The organism is Serratia sp. YWN4 (genome assembly GCF_055790845.1).
On record NZ_CM147696.1, the window covers coordinates 1,499,727 to 1,521,995 of the forward strand.

18 protein-coding genes and 6 tRNA genes are annotated in these 22,269 nt (G+C 53.8%); 2 read left to right on the forward strand and 22 right to left on the reverse strand.

Going from position 1 to position 22,269, the window contains the following annotated elements; genetic code table 11:
- Positions 1 to 6: 6 nt before the first annotated feature.
- Complete coding sequence (gene leuS / locus ACX9GT_RS07030; RefSeq protein ID WP_473190431.1) at positions 7 to 2,589, reverse strand: leucine--tRNA ligase; 2,583 nt, start codon at positions 2,587 to 2,589, stop codon at positions 7 to 9.
- Positions 2,590 to 2,840: 251 nt separating this feature from the next.
- On the opposite strand from leuS, the gene ACX9GT_RS07035 reads away from it, so the two are divergent.
- On the forward strand, positions 2,841 to 3,323 hold the full coding sequence (locus ACX9GT_RS07035; RefSeq protein WP_473190432.1) for a zinc ribbon-containing protein: 483 nt from the start codon (positions 2,841 to 2,843) through the stop codon (positions 3,321 to 3,323).
- Positions 3,324 to 3,369: 46 nt separating this feature from the next.
- Here the strand turns inward: ACX9GT_RS07035 and ACX9GT_RS07040 are convergent, their stop codons facing one another.
- The 10 genes from ACX9GT_RS07040 to miaB form a co-directional block, all read right to left on the reverse strand.
- Positions 3,370 to 4,095 (reverse strand): amino acid ABC transporter ATP-binding protein, encoded by a 726-nt coding sequence (locus tag ACX9GT_RS07040; protein WP_473190433.1) that lies wholly within the window; start codon positions 4,093 to 4,095, stop codon positions 3,370 to 3,372.
- Positions 4,095 to 4,769 carry a glutamate/aspartate ABC transporter permease GltK gene (gene gltK, locus ACX9GT_RS07045; RefSeq protein WP_459399462.1) on the reverse strand — a complete coding sequence of 225 codons (675 nt, stop codon included), beginning with the start codon at positions 4,767 to 4,769 and terminating at the stop codon, positions 4,095 to 4,097. The genes ACX9GT_RS07040 and gltK overlap by 1 nt, the downstream gene beginning before the upstream one ends.
- Positions 4,769 to 5,509: an amino acid ABC transporter permease gene (locus tag ACX9GT_RS07050; protein ID WP_473190434.1), complete on the reverse strand. Its 741-nt coding sequence runs from the start codon at positions 5,507 to 5,509 to the stop codon at positions 4,769 to 4,771. The genes gltK and ACX9GT_RS07050 overlap by 1 nt, the downstream gene beginning before the upstream one ends.
- A gap of 286 nt (positions 5,510 to 5,795) precedes the next feature.
- On the reverse strand, positions 5,796 to 6,692 hold the full coding sequence (locus ACX9GT_RS07055; protein WP_473190435.1) for a glutamate/aspartate ABC transporter substrate-binding protein: 897 nt from the start codon (positions 6,690 to 6,692) through the stop codon (positions 5,796 to 5,798).
- 355 nt (positions 6,693 to 7,047) lie between these two features.
- A complete protein-coding gene (gene lnt, locus ACX9GT_RS07060) occupies positions 7,048 to 8,577 on the reverse strand; it encodes an apolipoprotein N-acyltransferase (RefSeq protein ID WP_473190436.1) in 1,530 nt (509 codons plus the stop codon).
- Positions 8,578 to 8,584: 7 nt separating this feature from the next.
- Positions 8,585 to 9,463: a CNNM family magnesium/cobalt transport protein CorC gene (gene corC, locus ACX9GT_RS07065; RefSeq protein ID WP_459399458.1), complete on the reverse strand. Its 879-nt coding sequence runs from the start codon at positions 9,461 to 9,463 to the stop codon at positions 8,585 to 8,587.
- Positions 9,464 to 9,537: 74 nt separating this feature from the next.
- Entirely contained in the window at positions 9,538 to 10,011 is a 474-nt protein-coding gene (ybeY, locus tag ACX9GT_RS07070; protein ID WP_473190437.1) for an rRNA maturation RNase YbeY, read from the reverse strand.
- Complete coding sequence (locus ACX9GT_RS07075) at positions 10,008 to 11,063, reverse strand: PhoH family protein (RefSeq protein WP_473190438.1); 1,056 nt, start codon at positions 11,061 to 11,063, stop codon at positions 10,008 to 10,010. Before ACX9GT_RS07075 ends, ybeY begins: the two co-directional genes overlap by 4 nt.
- A gap of 215 nt (positions 11,064 to 11,278) precedes the next feature.
- Entirely contained in the window at positions 11,279 to 11,614 is a 336-nt protein-coding gene (locus tag ACX9GT_RS07080) for a zinc ribbon domain-containing protein YjdM (RefSeq protein ID WP_473190439.1), read from the reverse strand.
- 104 nt (positions 11,615 to 11,718) lie between these two features.
- Complete coding sequence (gene miaB / locus ACX9GT_RS07085; protein WP_473190440.1) at positions 11,719 to 13,143, reverse strand: tRNA (N6-isopentenyl adenosine(37)-C2)-methylthiotransferase MiaB; 1,425 nt, start codon at positions 13,141 to 13,143, stop codon at positions 11,719 to 11,721.
- Between the two features lie 184 nt (positions 13,144 to 13,327).
- Between miaB and ubiF the strand changes: the two genes are divergently transcribed.
- Positions 13,328 to 14,509, forward strand: a complete 1,182-nt coding sequence (ubiF, locus tag ACX9GT_RS07090) for a 3-demethoxyubiquinol 3-hydroxylase (protein ID WP_473190441.1) — start codon at positions 13,328 to 13,330, stop codon at positions 14,507 to 14,509.
- Positions 14,510 to 14,602: 93 nt separating this feature from the next.
- Here ubiF and ACX9GT_RS07095 read toward each other — a convergent pair.
- The 11 genes from ACX9GT_RS07095 to nagA form a co-directional block, all read right to left on the reverse strand.
- A tRNA-Gln gene (locus ACX9GT_RS07095) sits at positions 14,603 to 14,677 on the reverse strand.
- Between the two features lie 16 nt (positions 14,678 to 14,693).
- Positions 14,694 to 14,770, reverse strand: a tRNA-Met gene (locus tag ACX9GT_RS07100).
- 34 nt (positions 14,771 to 14,804) lie between these two features.
- Positions 14,805 to 14,879, reverse strand: a tRNA-Gln gene (locus tag ACX9GT_RS07105).
- Positions 14,880 to 14,923: 44 nt separating this feature from the next.
- Positions 14,924 to 14,998: transfer RNA gene (locus ACX9GT_RS07110), tRNA-Gln, on the reverse strand.
- Positions 14,999 to 15,028: 30 nt separating this feature from the next.
- Positions 15,029 to 15,113, reverse strand: a tRNA-Leu gene (locus ACX9GT_RS07115).
- Positions 15,114 to 15,120: 7 nt separating this feature from the next.
- Positions 15,121 to 15,197, reverse strand: a tRNA-Met gene (locus ACX9GT_RS07120).
- 218 nt (positions 15,198 to 15,415) lie between these two features.
- A complete protein-coding gene (asnB, locus tag ACX9GT_RS07125) occupies positions 15,416 to 17,080 on the reverse strand; it encodes an asparagine synthase B (RefSeq protein WP_473190442.1) in 1,665 nt (554 codons plus the stop codon).
- Positions 17,081 to 17,403: 323 nt separating this feature from the next.
- Positions 17,404 to 18,867, reverse strand: coding sequence for a carbohydrate-binding protein (locus ACX9GT_RS07130; protein ID WP_473191527.1), 1,464 nt, complete (start codon positions 18,865 to 18,867; stop codon positions 17,404 to 17,406).
- A gap of 215 nt (positions 18,868 to 19,082) precedes the next feature.
- On the reverse strand, positions 19,083 to 19,835 hold the full coding sequence (locus ACX9GT_RS07135; protein WP_473190443.1) for an HAD-IIA family hydrolase: 753 nt from the start codon (positions 19,833 to 19,835) through the stop codon (positions 19,083 to 19,085).
- A 38-nt stretch (positions 19,836 to 19,873) separates the two neighbouring features.
- Positions 19,874 to 21,094 carry a DNA-binding transcriptional regulator NagC gene (gene nagC, locus ACX9GT_RS07140; RefSeq protein ID WP_473190444.1) on the reverse strand — a complete coding sequence of 407 codons (1,221 nt, stop codon included), beginning with the start codon at positions 21,092 to 21,094 and terminating at the stop codon, positions 19,874 to 19,876.
- Positions 21,095 to 21,120: 26 nt separating this feature from the next.
- Complete coding sequence (gene nagA / locus ACX9GT_RS07145; protein WP_473190445.1) at positions 21,121 to 22,260, reverse strand: N-acetylglucosamine-6-phosphate deacetylase; 1,140 nt, start codon at positions 22,258 to 22,260, stop codon at positions 21,121 to 21,123.
- Positions 22,261 to 22,269 lie beyond the last annotated feature (9 nt).

Consider the following 22,269-nt stretch of genomic DNA (forward strand, 5'->3'; position numbering starts at 1 on the left):
CTTGTGTTAACCCACAACCAGGTTAAGCAATTTGCCTGGAACGTAGATCACTTTACGTATCGTGACCCCTTCCAGATATTTGGCCACCAGATGCTCTTCAGCGGCGCGCTCACGCACTTGCTCTTCGGTTGCATCGGCAGCCACGGTGATTTTAGCGCGGACTTTACCGTTGACCTGTACCACCACCAGCTTGGAGTCTTCCACCATGGCAGCCTCATTGGCCACTGGCCAGGCGGCGGTATCCACATCACCTTCGCCGTTCAGCGCCTGCCACAGAGTGAAGCAAACGTGCGGAGTGAATGGATACAGCATACGGACTACCGCCAGTAAGGCTTCCTGCAACAGAGCACGATCCTGTTCGGTTTCCTGTGGCGCGCGGCCCAGCTTGTTCATCAGTTCCATCACGGCGGCAATCGCGGTGTTGAAGGTCTGACGGCGGCCGATATCGTCGGTCACTTTGGCGACGGTTTTATGCACATCGCGGCGCAATGCTTTCTGATCTTCATTCAGCGCAGCCACGTTCAACGGCTGAACAGCCCCTTTCTCAACGTGATCGTAAGCCAGTTTCCAGACGCGTTTCAGGAAGCGGTTCGCTCCTTCAACCCCGGATTCCTGCCATTCCAACGTCATTTCTGCCGGTGAGGCAAACATCATGAACAGGCGAACGGTATCCGCGCCGTATTTTTCCACCATCAACTGCGGATCGATGCCGTTGTTCTTCGACTTCGACATTTTGCTCATGCCCGCATAGACCAATTCGTGGCCTTCTGGGTCGGTGGCTTTGGTGATGCGGCCTTTCTCGTCGCGCTCAACGATGGCATCAGCCGGGGAAACCCAGATACGCTCGCCGTTGCTGCCGCTATAATAGAACGCATCGGCCAACACCATGCCTTGGCACAGCAGGCGTTTGGCGGGTTCATCTGAATCCACCAGGCCAGCGTCACGCATCAGTTTGTGGAAGAAGCGGAAGTACATCAGGTGCATGATCGCGTGTTCGATACCGCCGATATACTGATCGACCGGCAACCAGTAGTTAGCGGCCGCCGGATCCAGCATCCCTTCGTCGTACTGCGGGCAGGTGTAGCGCGCGTAGTACCAGGACGACTCCATAAAGGTATCGAAGGTGTCGGTTTCGCGCAGCGCTGGCTGGCCGTTAACGGTGGTTTTCGCCCACTCAGGATCGGCTTTGATCGGGCTGGTGATGCCGTCCATGACCACATCTTCCGGCAGGATCACCGGCAGTTGATCTTCTGGAGTTGGCATCACGGTGCCGTCTTCCAACGTCACCATCGGGATCGGTGCGCCCCAATAACGCTGGCGGGAAACCCCCCAGTCGCGCAGGCGGTAGTTGACTTTGCGCTGGCCAACGCCGAGGGCAACCAGTTTATCCGCGATAGCATTGAAGCCCGCGTCGTGCTCCAGGCCGTCGAATTCGCCAGAGTTGAACAGCACGCCTTTCTCGGTCATCGCTTCGACATGAATGTCTGGCTGGCTGCCATCCAGATTCAGTATTACGGGTTTGATCAGCAGGTCATACTTGGTGGCGAATTCCCAGTCACGCTGATCGTGGGCAGGCACTGCCATTACGGCACCGGTGCCGTATTCCATCAGGACGAAGTTGGCCACCCAGATTGGCAGCTTCTCACCGTTCAGCGGGTGAATGGCAAACAGACCGGTGGCCATGCCTTTCTTCTCCATGGTGGCCATTTCAGCTTCGGCCACCTTGGTATTACGGCATTCGTCGATGAATTCAACCAGTGCCGGGTTGTTCACTGCGCCAAGCTGTGCCAGCGGGTGACCGGCCGCCACGGCCACATAGGTGGCCCCCATAAAGGTATCTGGACGGGTGGTGTAAACGGTGACCTGCTCGCTGCTGTTGGCCACGCTGAAGGTGATCTCTACGCCTTCGGAGCGGCCAATCCAGTTACGCTGCATGGTTTTCACCTGCTCTGGCCAGCTTTCAAGCGTATCCAGATCGTTTAGCAACTGATCGGCGTAAGCGGTGATTTTGATGAACCACTGTGGGATCTCTTTGCGCTCAACTTTGGTATCGCAGCGCCAGCAGCAGCCGTCGATCACCTGTTCGTTGGCCAGCACGGTCAGATCGTGCGGGCACCAGTTCACCGCAGAGGTCTTCTTGTAAACCAGGCCTTTTTCGTAAAGCTTGGTGAAGAACCATTGCTCCCAGCGGTAGTAGTCTGGTTTGCAGGTGGCGATCTCGCGATCCCAGTCATAACCGAAGCCCAGCAGTTTCAGCTGGTTCTTCATATATTCGATGTTGTCGTAGGTCCATGGGGCCGGTGCGGTGTTGTTTTTCACCGCCGCGCCTTCTGCTGGCAAGCCAAACGCATCCCAACCGATCGGTTGCAGGACGTTTTTGCCCAACATGCGTTGGTAGCGGGAGATCACGTCGCCAATAGTGTAGTTACGCACATGGCCCATGTGTAGGCGACCAGAAGGGTATGGCAGCATGGAAAGGCAGTAATACTTTTCCTTGCTCGCATCTTCGGTAACCTTGAAAGTTTGCTTCTCTTGCCAGTGAAGCTGTACGTTCGATTCTATCTCTTCGGGGCGGTATTGCTCTTGCATGGCGGCCGGTGGTCCTGTAGGTGTGAAACAGCTACATCCGTAGCATTCTGTTGAGTACTGAGATCCGCATAGCATAGCTGATAAGACCTCCCGGCAACAACACCAAGCGCCCCGCACGGCGTATTTAAAAAAAACATCGCCATGATGTGATCCACAACCGGTCAATCTCTCACACTAACCAAGTGTCATCAGGGTTTTAAGGCTAAAATGAAAGGATAAGTCCTGTCACGGCAGTTCATCGAGGAGAGACTATGAACAAGGTTGCTCAGTATTACCGCGAATTGGTGGCATCTCTGACGGAACGTTTGCAGAACGGGGAGCGTGATATCGACGAACTGGTTGCCAGCGCCGAGAAACGTTTGGACGAAGTGGGTGAGTTGACTCGCACAGAGGTGGAACAGGTTACTCAAGCCGTGCGCCGCGATTTGGAAGAGTTTGCCCGCAGCTATAAAGAGAGCCAGGACGATGTCACCGACAGCGTATTTATGCGGGTGATTAAAGAAAGCCTATGGCAGGAACTGGCGGATATCACCGATAAAACCCAGTTGGAATGGCGTGAGGTTTTCAAGGATGTCAGCCATCACGGCGTGTATCACAGTGGCGAAGTGGTCGGGCTGGGCAATCTGGTGTGTGAGCAATGTCATCACCATCTGGCATTTTACACGCCGGAAGTGTTGCCGCTGTGTCCGAAGTGCGGGCACGATCAGTTTCAGCGTCGGCCGTTTGAGCCTTAAGGGAGATTAAGTAGAGAGCGCCCCATAGCGGGGCGCATTAGGCGCTTTAATGAAGAATTTTGGCCAGGAAGTCTTTGGCGCGATCGGACTGCGGATTGTTGAAGAAATCGTCTTTATTACGATCTTCAACGATTTTCCCTTCATCCATAAAGATCACCCGGTGAGCCACCTTACGGGCAAAGCCCATTTCGTGCGTCACCACCATCATGGTCATCCCTTCTTGCGCCAGTTTCACCATTACGTCCAGCACTTCGTTGATCATTTCCGGGTCGAGCGCGGAAGTGGGTTCATCGAACAGCATGGCGATCGGATCCATACAGAGCGCACGGGCAATCGCTACGCGCTGCTGCTGGCCGCCAGACAACTGACCGGGGAATTTGTTGGCATGTGCGGAAAGGCCCACGCGCTCAAGCAATTTCAGCGCTTTCTCGCGTGAGGCTTCTTTATCGCGCTTAAGCACTTTGATCTGCGCCAACGTCAGGTTTTCAATGATCGACAAATGGGGGAACAGCTCAAAATGCTGGAACACCATGCCGACTTTGGAACGCAGTTGCGCCAGGTTGGTACTTTTGTTGTTAACCTGCGTGCCGTTAACCAGGATATCGCCTTTCTGAATCGGCTCCAGCCCGTTGACCGTTTTAATCAGGGTAGACTTGCCTGAGCCTGAAGGACCGCAGACCACCACTACTTCGCCTTTTTTGACTTCGGTGGTGCAATCGGTCAGAACCTGAAAGTGACCGTACCACTTAGAAACATTTTTCAGGGATATCATCAAACAGTCCTTTTCTTCAAATAACTTACCAGTGCCGACGCGGCGATACTGATAACAAAATAGACAAGACCCGCAAACAGGATCATTTCAACCTGCGTGCCGTCGCGCTCGCCAATGGTTGAGGCGGTACGGAAGAAGTCGGCCAGGCTCAGCACGTAAACCAGCGAGGTATCCTGGAACAGCACGATCCCCTGGGTCAACAGCAGTGGCACCATGGCGCGGAACGCCTGCGGCAGGATCACCAACCGCATCGACTGCCAGTTCGTCATCCCCAAAGCCAAGGCCGCTGAAGACTGGCCGCGTGACACGCTCTCAATACCGGCGCGGATAATCTCCGAGTAATAGGCCGCTTCAAACAGGGAAAAGGCTACCATAGCCGAGATCAGGCGAATATCGGTTTTCGGTGATAGGCCTAGAACCTGTTGTAATAGGCTTGGCACCACCAGATAGAACCACAGCAGCACCATCACCAGCGGAACGGAGCGGAACAGGTTGACGTACAGCGCCGCAAACCAGCTGATCGGCTTGATCGGCGACAGGCGCATTACCGCCAGAACGGTGCCCCAGAGGATACCGAAGACGATGGCGATCACGGTGATTTTCAGCGTGATCATTAGCCCTTGCAGCAGATACGGGAAGCTCGGGACAATCGATCCCCAATCAAATTCGTACATTATTTACTCCCCATATTGCCAGGTAACTGCACTTTCTTCTCGACGACACGCATAAACAACATAATCACGGCGTTGATACCGATATACGCGAGAGTGATGGCAGTAAAGGATTCATAGGCGTGCGCGGAGTAATCGAGCAGTTTACCGGCCTGGGCGGCCATATCCACCAACCCGATGGTGGAGGCGATGGCGGAGTTTTTCACCAGGTTGAGCATCTCCGAGGTCATCGGCGGCACAATCACCCGGTAGGCATTCGGCAACAGCACATAGCGATAGGTTTGTGGCAGCGTCAGGCCCATCGCCAACCCAGCAGCACGCTGGCCGCGCGGCAAGGATTGGATCCCGGCGCGTACCTGCTCGCAGACGCGGGCAGCAGTAAACAGCCCAAGGCACAGCATGGAAGAGACGAAAAACTGAATGTTAGGGTCCAGCTCGGTTTTAAACCACATGCCGAGATCGGCTGGCAGCAGTTCCGGCATGACCAGATACCAGGTGAAAAACTGTACGATCAGCGGCACATTACGGAACAGCTCGACGTAGCAGGTACCCAGTGTGGAGAGAAAACGGTTTGGCACGGTTCGCAAGATACCGAACAGTGAACCGACAAAGAAAGCGATAATCCATGCACAGACGGAGAGGGCGACCGTGACCTGAAAACCGGACCAAATCCAGCCAAGGTAAGTGGTGTTCCCAAACGGGGCCTGCTGCAGGAAGATACCCCAGTTCCAATCTATTGACATAACAAACTCCGTTAAACAGGTGCAGAGCACCTTAAAGCTTGATGACTATTCAGTAGGGGCCCCTGAGTGAAGGGAGAATGCGGGAGGGGAACGGCCTCCCGCAGTCCTGTCTGCCCATTGTCAGCCATCAACAAAGCCGGTTGCTCCGGCCTTATACCCGTCATACTTCAAGTTGCATGTGCGTTGGTTTTTCTCACTCACCCCAGTCACTTACTTATGTAAGCTCCTGGGGATTCGCTGCGTCGCCGCCTTCCTGCAACTCGAATTATTTAGGGTAAATCTTTTATTAGTTCAGTGCTTTGTCGTTAGGCTCTTTGAACAGTTGCTTCATGTCGTCAGACAGTTCGAAGTTCATGTTGAGATTTTTTGGTGGGATTGGTTGTTTGAACCAGATATCAAACCGTTTGGCAGATTCACCCGAGGTCTGTGCCTGAGCGATGGTATCGTCAACCAGCTTTTTGAATTCCGCATCGTCTTTACGCATCATGCAGCCATAGGCTTCTTTGGATTGCGGTGTGCCAACGATTTCCCACTGATCGGGTTTCTTCGCCTTCGCACGTTCACCCGCAAGCAGAGCATCATCCATCATAAAGGCCACTGCACGGCCGCTTTCCAGAGTCCGGAAAGAGTCACCATGGTCTTTGGCGCTGATGATGCGCATCTTCATCTGGTCTTTGTCGTTCAGTTTGTTGAGCAGCACTTCAGAAGTGGTGCCCGAGGTCACTACGACGGCTTTGCCCGCCAGATCTTTGAACTCTTTGATGTCGGAACCTTTCTTCACCAGTAGGCGGGTGCCTACGACGAAGATGGTATTGGAGAATGCGGCCTGCTGCTGGCGCTCAAGGTTGTTGGTGGTGGAACCACATTCAAAGTCGAAGGTGCCATTTTGCAACAGGGGAATACGGTTTTGCGAGGTGATCGGCAGCATTTTCACCTGCAAATTCGGCGCATCCAATTTTTTCTTAACTGCATCAATAATCAGGTTTGAGTAATCCTGAGAATAGCCCACCACTTTCTGCTGGTTATCGTAGTAGGAGAACGGAACTGAGGATTCACGGTGACCAACGACAATCACACCGTTGTCTTTGATTTTCTTCAGCGTACCGGTCAGTTCTTCCGCATGGGCTACGCTACAAGACATACCGATAAGCAGTAGCGATAACGCCAACTTGCGCATTTGCATGGTCCAACTCCTCTGATGTTGTGATTGCCCGAGCTTAGCGAGCATCGGGTGAAAACGGCTATTACCGACTTGTGTTATAGAGACTCTTAGACGGATTACCGATAGAAAATAGCCGATTGTGAACAGTATGAAACTAAATTGTTTCATTTTTTGCGACATCACGCGCACCAAATGGATGCAATAAACGGCCAGTGCACTGTGAAGGTGCATATTATGCTCTGGCGTTGTGCACCAAGTGCCGCACGACATCGGTAAAAGTAAATCAGCAACCTACACAGAATAGTTAAAGCAAGGAACGTGCCAGAAAAGGGAGGAACAGCGGTGAGGCAGGGCGCATGAGCGCCCTGAAAAGTCATTACTGACGACGTAACCCAGCGATCAGTGCAATGCCACCCAGCAGCACGGTGATGATCCAAACCGGTGTGGAACCGAAGCGGGCATACGGTGTGACGCCGGTGGTCGGGGTGACTTCCACCGCCAGCACTTTGCGGGTGAACTGCGGGATCGACGCCTGCACTTCGCCCAGCGGGCCAACCACTGCGGTAATCCCATTATTGGTGCTGCGCAGCAGAGGACGGCCCAATTCCAGCGCACGCATGCGCGCCATCTGGAAATGCTGCCACGGGCCGATGGAGTGGCCGAACCAGGCATCGTTGGAGACAGTCAGCAAGAAGTTGGTATCTGGCCGGAAGTTGTCACGCACCTGCTGGCCAAGCACGATTTCATAGCAGATGGCCGCCGTCAGGTTGAACCCCCGTACGTTCAACTGCGGTTGCACGTAATCGCCACGGCTGAAAGAGGACATCGGCAAATCGAACAACGGCGCCAGCGGGCGCAGCAGCGTTTCTAATGGCACGAATTCGCCGAACGGCACTAAATGGTGCTTGTTGTAGCGATTGGCTGCCGGGTAGTTGTACGGCGTTTCTTCACCCAGAACGATCACGCTGTTGAAAAACTGCGTGCCTTGCGGGGTGGCGCGTGCATCAACAATCCCGGTAATCAGGCTGCTGTTTTTGGCGCGCATTAAGTCGTCCATCATGGTGAGAAAACCGCTCTGGTTGCTCTCCACGTCTGGAATGGCCGATTCCGGCCAGATGATGATCGGTGCTTTGCCCATAAATGGACGGCTTTCATCCAGATAGGTTTGCAGCGTACTGACCAGCACCTTGGGATCCCACTTCATCGATTGTGCGATGTTGCCCTGCACCATGGCGATGTTTACCGCTTTTTCCGGCAGTGGAGTAAACCAGTGAAGCTGGCGCAGCGGCCAAGGCAGCAACAGCATGGCGATGGCAATCACCGCCGGAGCGATACGGCGCTGAGCCACGGCAAACACCAGCAGGCCGCTGAGAGACATCAGGATCAGGGTGATGGCATCCACGCCCAGCAGTGGCGCAATGCCTTTCAGCGGGCCATCGATCTGGCTATAACCAAATTGCAGCCAAGGGAAGCCAGTGAGCACCCAGCCGCGCAGGAACTCCGTCAGTTGCCACAGGGCCGGTGCGGCAATTGCCAGCCGCCACCAGGTGGTGCGTGGCCAGATGCGCGTCAGCAACCCGGCAAACAACCCGGTATACAGCGAAAGATAGGCCGCCAGCAGCGCAACCAGGAAGATATTGATGGCAAACGGCATGCCGCCGAAATCGGCAATGCTGACGTAAACCCAGTTCACACCGCTGCCGAACAGCCCTAATCCCCAGCAGAAGCCGAGCAGGGCAGATTGGCGGGTGATGCGGTTGAGAGTTACGGCCAGCAGGCCAAACAGCGAGACAATGGCTGCGGGCCAAAAATCGTAAGGAGAGAATGCCAGCGTGCCGCAGGCACCTGACAATAGCGCCAGCAGGGCGCGAACCCGCTGGCGTTCAAGTAAATAGGCTTTAGCCATGTGTGATTTATTCTTCCAGTTTCGGTTGCGGAGAATCGTCCGGAATTTTGACATGCACTTGGATGATGCGTCGGCTGTCGGCCATCGCCACTTTAAACAGGTAACCTTCGATTTCAATGGTTTCCCCGCGTGCAGGCAGGTGGCCGAAGGCTTGCATTACCAAACCGCCAATGGTGTCGACCTCATCATCGCTGAAGTGGGTGCCGAAAACCTCGTTGAAGTCTTCGATCGGTGCCAGCGCGCGCACGGTAAACATGTGGCGGCTGAGCTGGCGCACATCCAGATCGTCTTCATCGTCATATTCGTCTTCAATTTCGCCGACAATCAGCTCCAGAATGTCTTCAATGGTCACCAGGCCGGATACGCCGCCGAATTCATCAATGACGATCGCCATGTGATAACGCTGGGAGCGGAACTCCTTCAGCATCCGGTCAACCCGCTTGCTTTCTGGCACCACCACGGCGGGGCGCAGCACCTTGTCGATGCTGAATGGCTCGGAATCGGCGCGCATAAACGGCAGCAGATCCTTGGCCATCAGAATACCTTCGATGTGATCTTTATCTTCACTGATCACCGGGAAGCGCGAGTGGGCAGATTCGATGATCACATCCAGGCACTCTTCCAGCCGCTGGTTGCGCTTGAGCGTCACCATCTGGGAGCGCGGGATCATGATATCGCGCACGCGCTGCTCGGCGATATCCATCACGCCTTCCAGCATGTCGCGGGTATCAGGGTCGATCAGATCGTTTTGCTCGGAATCACGGATTAGCTCGACCAGATCGCCACGGTTCTTAGGTTCACCGTGGAATAGCTGGTTAAGGATAAGAGTAAAAAACCCCTTTTTGGGACTGGGGCTGTCATTGCTTTGTGAATGGTCGTCGCTCATGGCGTTTAGTGAATATCACTCATGTCAGAGTTAAGGTAGTCAGCTTCAGCGCCAGATCGGGGCTGATGCTGACGTCAGTTGGGGTCTTTTTCCGCCAGATAAGGGTCTAGATAGCCCATATCTTGCATGATCTCGGTTTCCAAAGACTCCATTTCTTCGGCTTCATCGTCTTCAATATGGTCATACCCTAGCAGATGAAGGCTACCGTGAACAACCATATGCGCCCAGTGCGCTTCAAGCTGCTTCTGTTGCTCAACCGCTTCCTGTTCAACCACCTGGCGGCAAATGATCAGATCGCCCAGCAGCGGTAGCTCGATCCCCGGCGGCGCTTCGAACGGGAATGACAGCACGTTGGTAGGCTTATCTTTACCGCGGTAAGTCAGGTTCAGTTCGTTGCTTTCCGCCTCATCCACCAGGCGAATGGTGACTTCGGCTTCTTCCTGAAACTGCGGCAGCACGCCCTCTAGCCAACGCTGGAAGGTGGCTTCATCCGGCAGCCCTTGGCTGCTGGCGCAGGCGATTTGTAAATCCAGGATCACTAGGCTCATGGAGCCTCCTGCTCAGAGGCGATGTATGCCTCGCGTTTACGTTGCTCGGCGACCGCGTCTTTGCGTTTCTGCTCGGCGGCCTCCCAGGCTTCATAGGCGATCACCACACGGGCGACCACCGGGTGGCGAACTACGTCTTCACTGTGGAAAAAGTTGAAGCTGATCTCTTCCACTTCAGACAGCACTTCCACCGCGTGGCGCAGGCCGGATTTCTGGTTGCGCGGCAGATCGATCTGGGTGACATCACCGGTGATCACCGCTTTTGAGTTGAAACCGATGCGCGTCAGGAACATCTTCATCTGTTCGATGGTGGTGTTCTGGCTTTCATCCAGAATGATAAAGGCATCATTCAGGGTGCGACCGCGCATATAGGCCAGTGGGGCCACTTCGATCACGTTACGCTCGATCAGTTTTTCTACCCGCTCAAAGCCCAGCATTTCGAACAGGGCGTCGTACAGCGGGCGAAGATACGGGTCGACTTTCTGGCTCAGATCCCCCGGCAGGAAGCCAAGTTTTTCACCGGCTTCAACCGCCGGGCGGGTCAGCAGAATACGGCGGATTTCCTGGCGTTCCAGCGCATCAACGGCTGCGGCGACGGCCAGATAGGTTTTACCGGTACCCGCTGGGCCAATGCCGAAGGTGATGTCGTGAGCGAAAATATTGGCGACATACTGCGCCTGATTGGGCGTGCGGGGTTTAACCATGCCACGCTTGGTTTTGATGGTGACCGCTTTGCCGTAATCCGGCACGCTGTCGGCAACCTGCTCCAGCACCCGGCTCTCTTTGATCGCCAGGTGAATCTGTTCCGGGTCGATATCCGGGATCACTCCACGGATCGGGGCAGTATCCACATACAGGTGACGCAGGATATCGGCGGCGGCAACCACGCACAGGTTTTTACCCACCAGCTTGAAACGGTTGTCGCGGCGGTTGATTTCAATCCCCAACCGGCGTTCGAGCTGTTTGATGTTGTCATCAAACGGGCCGCACAGGCTCAACAAACGTTGATTGTCTGCGGGCTCTAACAGGATTTCTTGTGTTGCGACGTTCAAACTATTCCTCAAGGCTCACACAGGGCCTGGTTGATGTCACGTAACGCGTTTTCAACGCGCGCGTTCAGGGCAAACCCCGAACTCTCTTTCTTGAATTATTCATGGTGTACAGCATGGGCGCAAGTTTACCCAGATCTATCTGTGCGCCAGGAAGAGAATTCAAGAGGGGGAAAGTGATGAGGGCCAACAATTTTGGCCCTTGCAACCGGGAAGGATCAGTTCTTTTTCACAAACTCGGATTTCAGCTTCATCGGGCCAAAGCCATCGATTTTGCAGTCGATATTGTGATCGCCTTCCACCAGACGGATGTTTTTCACTTTGGTGCCGATCTTCAGCATGGAAGAGCTGCCTTTGACTTTCAGATCCTTGATCACGGTCACCGCATCGCCATCGGCCAGCAGATTGCCGTTGGCATCTTTGACGATCAGCGTATCCGCGTCTTCTGCCGCGGCGCTATCGCTCCACTCATGGGCGCACTCAGGGCAGATGAACAGATCGTTGTCCTGATAGGTGTATTCGGAGTTGCACTTCGGGCAGTGTGGGAGTTGCATTATTGTATTGCCTCATCATCAAAATAAAAAATCGCCGGGCAAAAACAGCCCGGCAGAGAAAAAGGGTTGCAGGGCAGATGTGGTTGCCCGGTGTTAAAGCGTTATCAGGGCTGGTAAGTGCCGACGCCCAGTTCATTTTCCTTACGGGTACGTGCGATCACCGCGTGGGGTGATTCATGCACGCGCAGATCCATCTGCTGCTCGGTGCGCACCACGGTGCCGCGCAGTGAATTGGCGAGTACTTCGGTAATTTCGACATCGACAAACTGGCCGACCATCTCCGGCGAACCTTCGAAGTTGACCATCCGGTTGCACTCGGTACGGCCAGCCAGATGCATCACGCTCTTACGCGATGTACCTTCTACCAGAATGCGCTGTACGGTGCCCACCATGCGGCGGCTGAATGCTAATACCTGCTGATGAATACGATCCTGGAGGATATACAGCCGCTGCTTTTTCTCTTCTTCGCTGATATCGTCAGGCAGATCGGCGGCCGGTGTGCCAGGGCGCGGCGAATAGATAAAGCTGAAGCTGTTATCGAATTTCACTTCGGCAATCAGGTTCATGGTCTGTTCGAAATCGGCCTGGGTTTCGCCAGGGAAGCCGATGATAAAGTCGGAACTGATCTGAATATTGGGGCGCACTTTGCGCAGCTTGCGGATAATGGCTTTGTATTCCAGCGCAGTATGCGCGCGTTTCATCATGGTCAGAATACGATCTGAACCGCTCTGCACCGGCAGATGCAGGAAGCTCACCAGCTCCGGCGTGTCTTCATACACTGCGATAATATCATCGGTAAATTCGATCGGATGGCTGGTGGTGAAGCGGAGGCGGTCAATACCGTCGATCGCGGCAACCAGACGCAGCAGTTCAGCAAAGGAGCAGATCCCGCCATCGTAGGTTGCGCCACGATAGGCGTTAACGTTCTGGCCGAGCAGGTTCACTTCGCGCACGCCCTGAGCCGCTAACTGGGCGATCTCAAACAGCACGTCGTCGCTCGGGCGGCTGACTTCTTCACCGCGGGTATAAGGCACCACGCAGAAAGTGCAGTATTTGTTACAGCCTTCCATGATTGAGACAAAAGCGGTCGGCCCTTCGGCTCGGGGTTCCGGCAGGCGGTCAAACTTCTCGATTTCCGGGAAGCTGATATCCACGATCGGGCTGTGCGTCCCTTTGACGTGGTTGATCATCTCCGGCAGGCGGTGCAGCGTTTGTGGGCCAAAAATGATGTCGACACAAGGCGCACGTTTACGGATATGTTCACCTTCCTGCGAGGCGACACAGCCGCCTACACCGATAATCAGCTCTGGATTCTTCTCTTTCAGCAGCTTCCAGCGGCCCAGCATACCGAAAACTTTTTCCTGCGCTTTTTCGCGGATCGAGCAGGTATTCAGCAGCAACACGTCCGCTTCTTCAACGTTATCAGTCCATTCGTAACCGTGTGTGCTTCCCAGTAGATCGGCCATCTTGGATGAGTCGTACTCATTCATCTGGCAACCCCAGGTTTTGATATGCAGTTTTTTCATCATTGATTTGCCATTACTCAGTGCGAAGAGAAAATTGCGTTAAGCGCCATGCAGGAAAGGTATTGTAAACATTTGCTGCGGTTGTGACCAGCAGAGCGACCTGAAGCCAAATTAAAAATCCGTTACACTGGCGGGAAATGCCGTAACCGGTCGGGCGGCGCTCAATTAATCGAAAAGTATGGCCAAAATGAAGACTTCGCAAAAACGGGTTGATGTGGTGGTGGTCGGCGGCGGTATGGTTGGCGCGGCGGCGGCCTTGGGGTTGGCGCAGGCCGGATTATCTGTTGCGTTGCTGGAGCATCAGGCTCCAGATGCATTCGATGCACAAAGCCCGCCGGATCTGCGGATTTCCGCTATCGGCTGCACTTCTGTGGGGTTGTTGAAACAGCTGGGTGCCTGGCCAGCGGTGGAAAAGATGCGTTTGGCACCCTATCGCCGGTTGGAAACCTGGGAATGGGAATCCTCACGGGTGGCGTTCGATGCGGCCTCGCTGGGGCTGCCAGAGCTGGGTTTTATGGTCGAGAATCGTATTTTGCAACTGGCGCTGTGGCAGCAATTGGAACAGTGCGAGAATTTAACGCTCTATTGCCCTGCCAAGCTGCAATCAATGCAGCGTGCTCATGACCGCTGGCAGGTGACGTTAAGCTCGTCTGAGACCTTGCAGGCGCGTTTGGTGATAGGGGCGGACGGCGCACACTCACAGGTGCGCAAACTGGCGGCGATTGGCACCAGCGGTTGGCAATACCGCCAGTCCTGCATGTTGATCACCGTGGAAACCGGTGCGCCGCAGCAGGATGTGACCTGGCAGCAGTTTTTCCCTTCTGGCCCGCGTGCTTTCTTACCCTTATACGATCAATGGGCTTCGCTGGTGTGGTACGACAGCCCACAGCGCATTCGTCAGCTACAGGCTTTGCCACTGGAGCAGCTTGAGCGTGAAATTGCTGCGGCTTTCCCGGCGCGCTTAGGTGCCGTTAAGGTGCATGCGGCCGGATCCTTCCCTTTGGTGCGCAGCCATGCGCAGCGCTACGTACAACCCGGGTTGGTACTGCTGGGTGATGCTGCCCATACCATCAATCCGTTGGCCGGGCAGGGCGTTAACTTGGGATACCGGGATGTGGATGCCTTGTTGGAGGTGGTAAGCGGCGCACGTGAGCTGGGGGAAGATTGGGCCAGCGAAGCGGTATTGATGCGCTATCAGCGCCGTCGGCGTACTGATAACCTGCTGATGCAAAGCGGTATGGATCTGTTTTATACCGCTTTCAGCAATAATCTGGCCCCGCTGGGCGTGGCGCGTAATCTGGCGCTGATGGTGGCGCAGCGGGCGGGCAAGCTGAAGGAACATGCGCTGAAGTATGCGTTGGGGTTGTGACCTTCTGTTGGTAAGGCTCAGCAATCGGCTGGGCCAGCCGATTGCTCAATCGTAGAAAAGCAAAAAGCCCGCCGAAGCGAGCTTTTCTGAATTTGGCTGGGGTGCCAGGATTCGAACCTGGGTATGCTGGTATCAGAAACCAGAGCCTTACCGCTTGGCGACACCCCAATGGAGCAGACTACAATGGTGGCTACGACGGGATTTGAACCTGTGACCCCATCATTATGAGTGATGTGCTCTAACCAACTGAGCTACGTAGCCATTGTTACGTATTTTACTCATTGACGATGTTGTATGGCTGGGGTACCTGGATTCGAACCAGGGAATGCTGGTATCAAAAACCAGTGCCTTACCGCTTGGCGATACCCCAATAACACAATCAAATTTTTATACAGCGCCCCATCCTGAAAAAGATGGCTGGGGTACCTGGATTCGAACCAGGGAATGCCGGTATCAAAAACCGGTGCCTTACCGCTTGGCGATACCCCACCTGCTGTTACACAACGCGATGAAAGAAAATGGTGCGGGAGGCGAGACTTGAACTCGCACACCTTGCGGCGCTAGAACCTAAATCTAGTGCGTCTACCAATTTCGCCACTCCCGCAAAAAGATGGTGGCTACGACGGGATTCGAACCTGTGACCCCATCATTATGAGTGATGTGCTCTAACCAACTGAGCTACGTAGCCATCTTTTTTCGCGCAACCTTCATCGGCGTTGCGGGGCGCATTATGCGTATATGGTCGTTTTGCGTCAACAAGTTTTTTCCCGAAAAAGCACCTGAACGTCTCGTTTGTCTGGGTTGTGAACAGGTTGGCGACAAAACCAGCAATTAGGGCAATTAATGCGTGAAAACAGCAACAAAAAAGCGGGCCTGAGGCCCGCCGAGGGTAAAAAAGAGGAAGATCTACTTATAGGCCGACTGGTGAACGCCAACGGCACGGCCAGACGGATCGTCCATCTTTTTGAAGGACTCATCCCATTCAATGGCTTTTGCTGACGAACAGGCCACAGACGGGCCGCCAGGAACGCATTCAGCCGCGCTTGGCAGCGGGAACAGCTCTTCGAAAATCTCGCGGTACAGGTAGCCTTCTTTCGAACTTGGCGTGTTGTACGGGAAACGGAAACGTGCGGTTTCAAGCTGTTGATCGCTGATCTGCTGGGCAGCCACTTCTTTCAGCGTATCGATCCAGCTGTAGCCTACGCCGTCGGAGAACTGCTCTTTCTGGCGCCAGGCGACGCTGGCTGGCAGGTAGGATTCAAAACACTCGCGAATAATGTGTTTTTCCATTTTGCCGTTGCCGCACATTTTGTCTGTCGGGTTAAGGCGCATCGCCACATCGAGGAAGTTTTTATCCAGGAACGGCACGCGGGCTTCCACCCCCCAGGCCGACATGGCTTTGTTGGCTCGGGCACAGTCATACATATGCAGCGCCAGCAGCTTACGCACAGTTTCTTCATGGAATTCTTTGGCATTCGGCGCTTTATGGAAGTACAGATAGCCGCCGAACACTTCATCAGCGCCTTCGCCGGACAGCACCATTTTAATCCCCATCGCTTTGATTTTACGCGACATCAGGTACATCGGCGTTGAGGCGCGGATAGTGGTCACATCGTAGGTTTCGATGTGGTAAATCACGTCACGGATCGCATCCAGCCCTTCCTGCACCGTGAAGTGGATTTCATGGTGTACGGTGCCCAGATGGTTAGCCACTTCTTTGGCGGCACGCAGATCCGGTGAGCCTTCCAGGCCGACGGCAAAGGAGTGCAACTGCGGCCACCAGGCTTCGCTGCGCTCGTCATCTTCCACGCGGCGTGCGGCATATTTTTTGGTAATGGCAGAAATCACCGAAGAATCCAGACCGCCGGAGAGCAGCACGCCGTAAGGCACGTCGGACATCAGGTGGCTTTTCACCGCCTCTTCCAGTGCATTACGCAGCGCGTTGGCATCGGTTACGTTGTCTTTAACGTTGTCGAAGTCAAACCAATCACGCTGGTAGTATTCACGGATCTCCCCATCCTGGCTCCACAGGTAGCTGCCTGCCGGGAACTCTTTGATGCTGCGGCACACCGGCACCAGCGCTTTCATTTCAGAAGCGACAAACAGGTTGCCATGTTCATCATGGCCCATATACAGCGGGATGATGCCGAGATGGTCGCGGCCAATCAGGTAGGCATCTTTTTCTGCGTCGTACAGAGCAAAGGCGAACATGCCTTGCAGTTCATCAAGGAAGTCTGGGCCTTTTTCCTGATACAGCGCCAGAATTACTTCACAGTCGGAGCCGGTCTGGAATTCATAGCGATTGCCCAATTGCTGGCGCAGTGCCTGGTGGTTATAAATTTCACCGTTGACGGCCAAAACGTGGGTGTGCGCAGCGTTATACAGCGGTTGGGCACCATTGTTTACGTCGACAATCGACAGGCGCTCATGCGCCAGAATGGCTTTATCGCTGGCGTAAACGCCGGACCAGTCCGGGCCGCGATGGCGCATCAGGCGAGACAGCTCCAGCGCTTTTTTACGCAGTTCAACCGGATAGGACTTCAGATCGAGCACACCGAAAATAGAACACATACAAACTCTCCTAACGACTTTTCTTGGGCTGTGATGTTTAGGTATGGCATTACCGTTTTATCAATGATAGCGCGGTTTTGTTGCCTTCTGATGATGAAAATGCGTCAAAACCTGAGGAAGATGCAAGTGTTTTAACGTTGTGCTGAGAAATAGTCAGTTGGGTAGTGGCTGGAATTAGCGGATATTCAGTTTTATACGTAGAAAATTAGTGAATGTGCAATTTTTAAGAGAGTACATGGATTGCCGGTAAAATTTTCCGACAATCCATTGAGCAGATTTACGTCACTGCCAACAACGCTGTAGCTGGATAGGCGCAAGGACTATCAGGCGATTAATTGCCACAGGGTGAGGGCAGCAGTCGGTGTCCAGCTCGCATTCGAAGTATGCGCTTGAATGCAGGTATATTTCTTACCTTGATAGGTGACTAGGTCACCGGCTTTATAAGCGTGGTTGATTTCCCACTCGGCTACGCCTGGATTCGGTGGCGTGGTGCCATCGTCCGCAGTTTTTACCGTCAGTGGGTTGCTCGGCAATGATTGATTACCTTTACTGTCGGTTGCGGTGACAAAGTAACTGTATTGGGTGTTGGCGGTCAGGCCCCTGTCTTGCAAACTAAGGTTACCTGTTTGGCCAATAGCATTACCGTTGCGATAAACGGTGTAACTAATGACAGGATTACTGCCGGTAGCGGCAGACCAGCTCAATTGTAATGAAGTCGCAGCCAAGGCGGAAACGGTCAGCGCCGTGGGGGCACTGGGTTTTTCTGGCTGCGGTGGGAGCACGCCTCCCTGAATTAACTGGGCGTAGCGTTTGGCAAATTCCCAGTTGTATGTTACACCCGCTTTGCTTTTACCGTTGTCCCAGTTAACGGACCAGGTCATCAAGCCTTTGATCGACAAATTATTAGCATCCAAGCGGTTGAACGCGCGATAGACCACCTGCGGATCGACCACGTAACCGGTCGCTGCTGCGTCGATATTGCTTGGCAGGCCGATAACAAATTTAGCGGGTGAGATTTTTGTGTAACCGCGGGTACCGGTGACCAGGCTTTCTGTCAGGTAATACAGAAAATCTTCTTTCATCGCATCATTGTTCTGGGTAATCCAGGCACCTTTGCCGCTATTGGCTTCATCAACCCAAAGACCATCACCCCCTTGATTGTAGTATTGTGGCGCGATAAAATCATAATAACCTTCTAGCGCGGAAATATAATCCAGATAACTACCCGCCGTCCGTAAATAAGGGAATTCTGGTGCCATGCTGATAATAAAGTTTTTACCTTGGGTAGCGTAATAGTCTTTTACTTTCTTCAGTGCAGTGGGTAAGACGGTTTTATTGTTGGCGGCACCAATTGCTGCTTGTTCCAGATCAATATCCAGTCCGTCGAAACCATAGGTTTCTACCAAGCGGATAATTTCATCTTTTAGCCTGTCTTCATCGCCGGTTTTTAATTCGATATGCGCATCGGCACCGCCGAGAGAGATTAATACCGCACGCCCTTGGCGATTCAATACGCCAACCTGGCGGCGGAATTCAGCATCGGAAAGGTTGTAGGGCTTAAAGGTGGGGATACCTTCGCCTTTCATAAACGCTACGGCAATCACATTGTATGCATCAGGGATATCGGTCAGATTCATATTTGCGAATTGGCCTTGCTGATAGCCGTCGCTGTTACCTGCCTGCCAGTTATGCCAAAAACCCATCATGATCTTTTTGTTCCGCATATCCGGCATAGTAGCGGCGTCGTCGGTTAGGGTTCTCAGAACGGAAGAATTAATATCAGTCATCATTAACCTCGTTATTTGTGAAAACAGGATTTAGTTAACATGCCGCAAATAAAGTTATTGGGCATGAATCTAGAATGCCGTTTTTTTACCTGGTGAGGATGAAAGCTTTATTCACCGCAGATAAATAAATCTCACGTTGAAAATAATCTGAGGCTATTAATTGATTTTTGCATGGAGGGAAAATAACCGGGCGACTGAGATCGTCGCCCTGAGGATCAAAAGATATTGATATCTGCCACCGAAGGGAAAATATAACTCGGGCGGAACGGCATGGTTTCGACATCATTCAACGTGGAAACACCGGATAACACCAAAATGGTTTCCAGCCCGGCCTGGAAGCCAGCTAAAATATCGGTGCGCAGGTTGTCACCGACAATCACAGTTTCTTCCGAATGGGCCTGCAGTTTGTTCAGCGCGGCGCGGATAATCCATGGGCTCGGTTTACCCACGTAAAACGGTTTACGCCCGGTGATCTTTTCGATCGGTGCGCATAGCGCTCCGCAGGCAGGAACAAATCCGTGGCCGTGGGTATCCGGGTTGGTGGCAATGAACCGCGCGCCATTGGTTACGAAGTAGGCCGCTTTATGCATCATATCCCAGTTGTACGAGCGCGTTTCACCGACGATCACGAAATCCGGGTTGATATCGGTAATGGTAAAACCGGCTTTATACAGTTCGTGAATCAGAGCGCCTTCACCAATCACATAGGCTTTTTTACCTTCCTGGCGACGCAGGAAATCGGCGGTAGCCATGGCCGAGGTATAAAATGCACTTTCCGGCACATCCAGCCCGGCGGCGGCAAAGCGGTTAGCCAGATCCTGTGCAGTCTGCGACGGGTAGTTGGTCAGCATCACCAGCGGCATACCCTGCTCCTGAATGCGTGCCAGGAACAGATCGGCACCGGGAACGGCAGTGTTGTCGTGCATCAGCACACCGTCGATGTCACATATTACGTTTTTAATCATCATTGTTGCTGTTTCTCTTGATTGACTTGCCGGAGGGTGGTTCAGCTTTCCAGCAGCCGCTGTAAGAGCACACCATTGAGCATAGCCCGTTTGGCCAGAGCGAAAGCACCGATCGCCGAGCGATGATTGAGTTCTGAGGTGACCACCGGCAGATTCTTGCGGAAATCTTTCAGTACCTGAGTATTGATGCAGCTTTGGATCGCTGGCAATAACACTTTGTCCGCTTCGGTAATATCGCCAGCAATGACCACTTTTTGCGGGTTGAACAGGTTGATGGCGATCGCTACCGCTTTACCCAGATAACGGCCGACGTGTTCGATCACTTCGCTTGCCAGCAAATCACCACGGTTGGCTGCTTTGCAGATGGCGGCGATGTTACAGTCGTCCAGTGTCAGTTTGCTTGGGTAACCCTGCGTGAGCAGATGGCGCACACGCTGCTCGATCGCTGCGTTAGACGCTACGGTTTCCAGGCAGCCAAAATTGCCGCAGTGGCAGCGTTCGCCGAGGGGATCGATCTGAATATGGCCGATCTCGCCGACGTTGCCATTATTACTCAGGAAGATTTGGCCATTGACGATAATCCCGGCACCGGTGCCACGGTGCAAACGCACCAGAATGGAGTCTTCACAATCCCGTGTGGCACCGAAATAATGCTCCGCCAGCGCCAGGCTGCGAATGTCATGGCCGACAAAACTGGTGATGTTGAAGCGTTGCTGAAGGTTATCAACCAGCGTCCAGTTGTTGACGCTGATGTGCGGCATGTAGTGCACCACGCCCTTGGACGGAGCGACCAGGCCGGGCAGGATCACGGCAATGGCGATCAATTCGCGCAGTTTGCGCTGGTAGCTGTCAATAAACTGCTCAATAGCGCTGAACAGTGCGTTTTCCAGTGTTTCCTGAGTACGTTCCGGCAGGGGATAGTGCTCCTCGCCCAGTGACTTGCCGCTCATGTCGTACAGCGTAATGGTGGCATCATGGCGGCCAAGGCGCACGGCTACGGTATGGAACTGGCGGGTTTCGGAGACAATGGAAATCGCACGGCGGCCGCCGGTGGAGGCTTGCTGATCAACTTCTTTGATCAGCCCGCGCTCCAACAGCTGACGAGTAATTTTAGTGACGCTGGCGGGGGCAAGCTGGCTGAGTTCAGCAATCTGAATCCGCGAGATCGGGCCTTGTTGGTCGATCAGGCGGTAAACTGCTGCGCCGTTAAGTTGTTTGACTAAGTCAACGTTCCCTATTTGTGCCTGTCCGCCTGTGCTCATCAATAATTTTACTCTTTGTCTATGAGTTAAACCTCGTTACCGTTAACGAAGGTTTTTGTGATCTGGTAATCACGGGTGAATGCGGTCAGGTTTGCCACCTTACCAGCTTCGATCGTGCCTAAGCGTTGTGCAACGCCGATGGCGCGCGCTGGATACAGCGTGGCCATACGCAGCGCTTCGTCCAGTACGATACCCACGTGTTCCACACTGTTCTGCACCGCTTCGATCATGGTCAGTGCGGAACCACTCAGGGTACCGTTTTCATCAACGCATAATCCGTCGCGATAGTATATTGTTTTTCCAGCGAAAATAAATTGGTCAATCTCCGCGCCTGCGGGTGCGGTGGCGTCGGTAACCAGAACTAATTTATCACCTTTTGCCCGTTTGGCGTTACGGATACTCGCCCAGGCGACGTGGTGCCCGTCGGCAATAATGCCGGTATACACTTCAGGCGTGTCGAAAATGGCGCCCATCAGGCCGGGTTCTCGCCCGGTAATATACGGCATGGCGTTGTACAGATGCGTGGCGAAGGTAATGCCCGCCGCGAAACCGATACGTGCCTGATCGTAGGTGGCGTTTGAGTGACCCGCGGAAACCACGATACCGGCCTGGGTCAATTGCTTGATGAAATGAGGCTCAACCATTTCCGGTGCCAGCGTCACTTTGGTGATCACGTCGGCGTTGGCGCACAGGTAATCGATCATCTCGCTGGTCGGCTTGCGGATAAACGCCGGGTTGTGCGTTCCTTTCTTGATCGGGCTCAGGTATGGCCCTTCCAGATGCAGGCCAAGTGCCTGATTCGGGTTGTTCTTCAAATAAGCGCGCATCACGTTGATGCCGTGCTTCATAAAGTCGTCGCTACAGGTGATCAGCGTAGGCAGATAACTGGTACAGCCCGATTTCTCATTGGCACGCTGCATGATTTCCAGCGTTGTTTCCGAGATGGCTTCCAGCGAGTCGTTGAATTGCACGCCACCGCAGCCATTAAGCTGAACGTCAATAAAACCGGGGGCTAGGATGGCACCACCCAGATCGCGCGTTTCAATACCCGCAGGCAGTTCAGCCAGCGGACAGACCCGTTCAATCAGACCATCAGCAATCACTACCGCATGGTTATCAAGCACGTCTAGGCCGGTAAAAATCCGGCATTGGGTTAAAGCGAACATGTAGCCCCC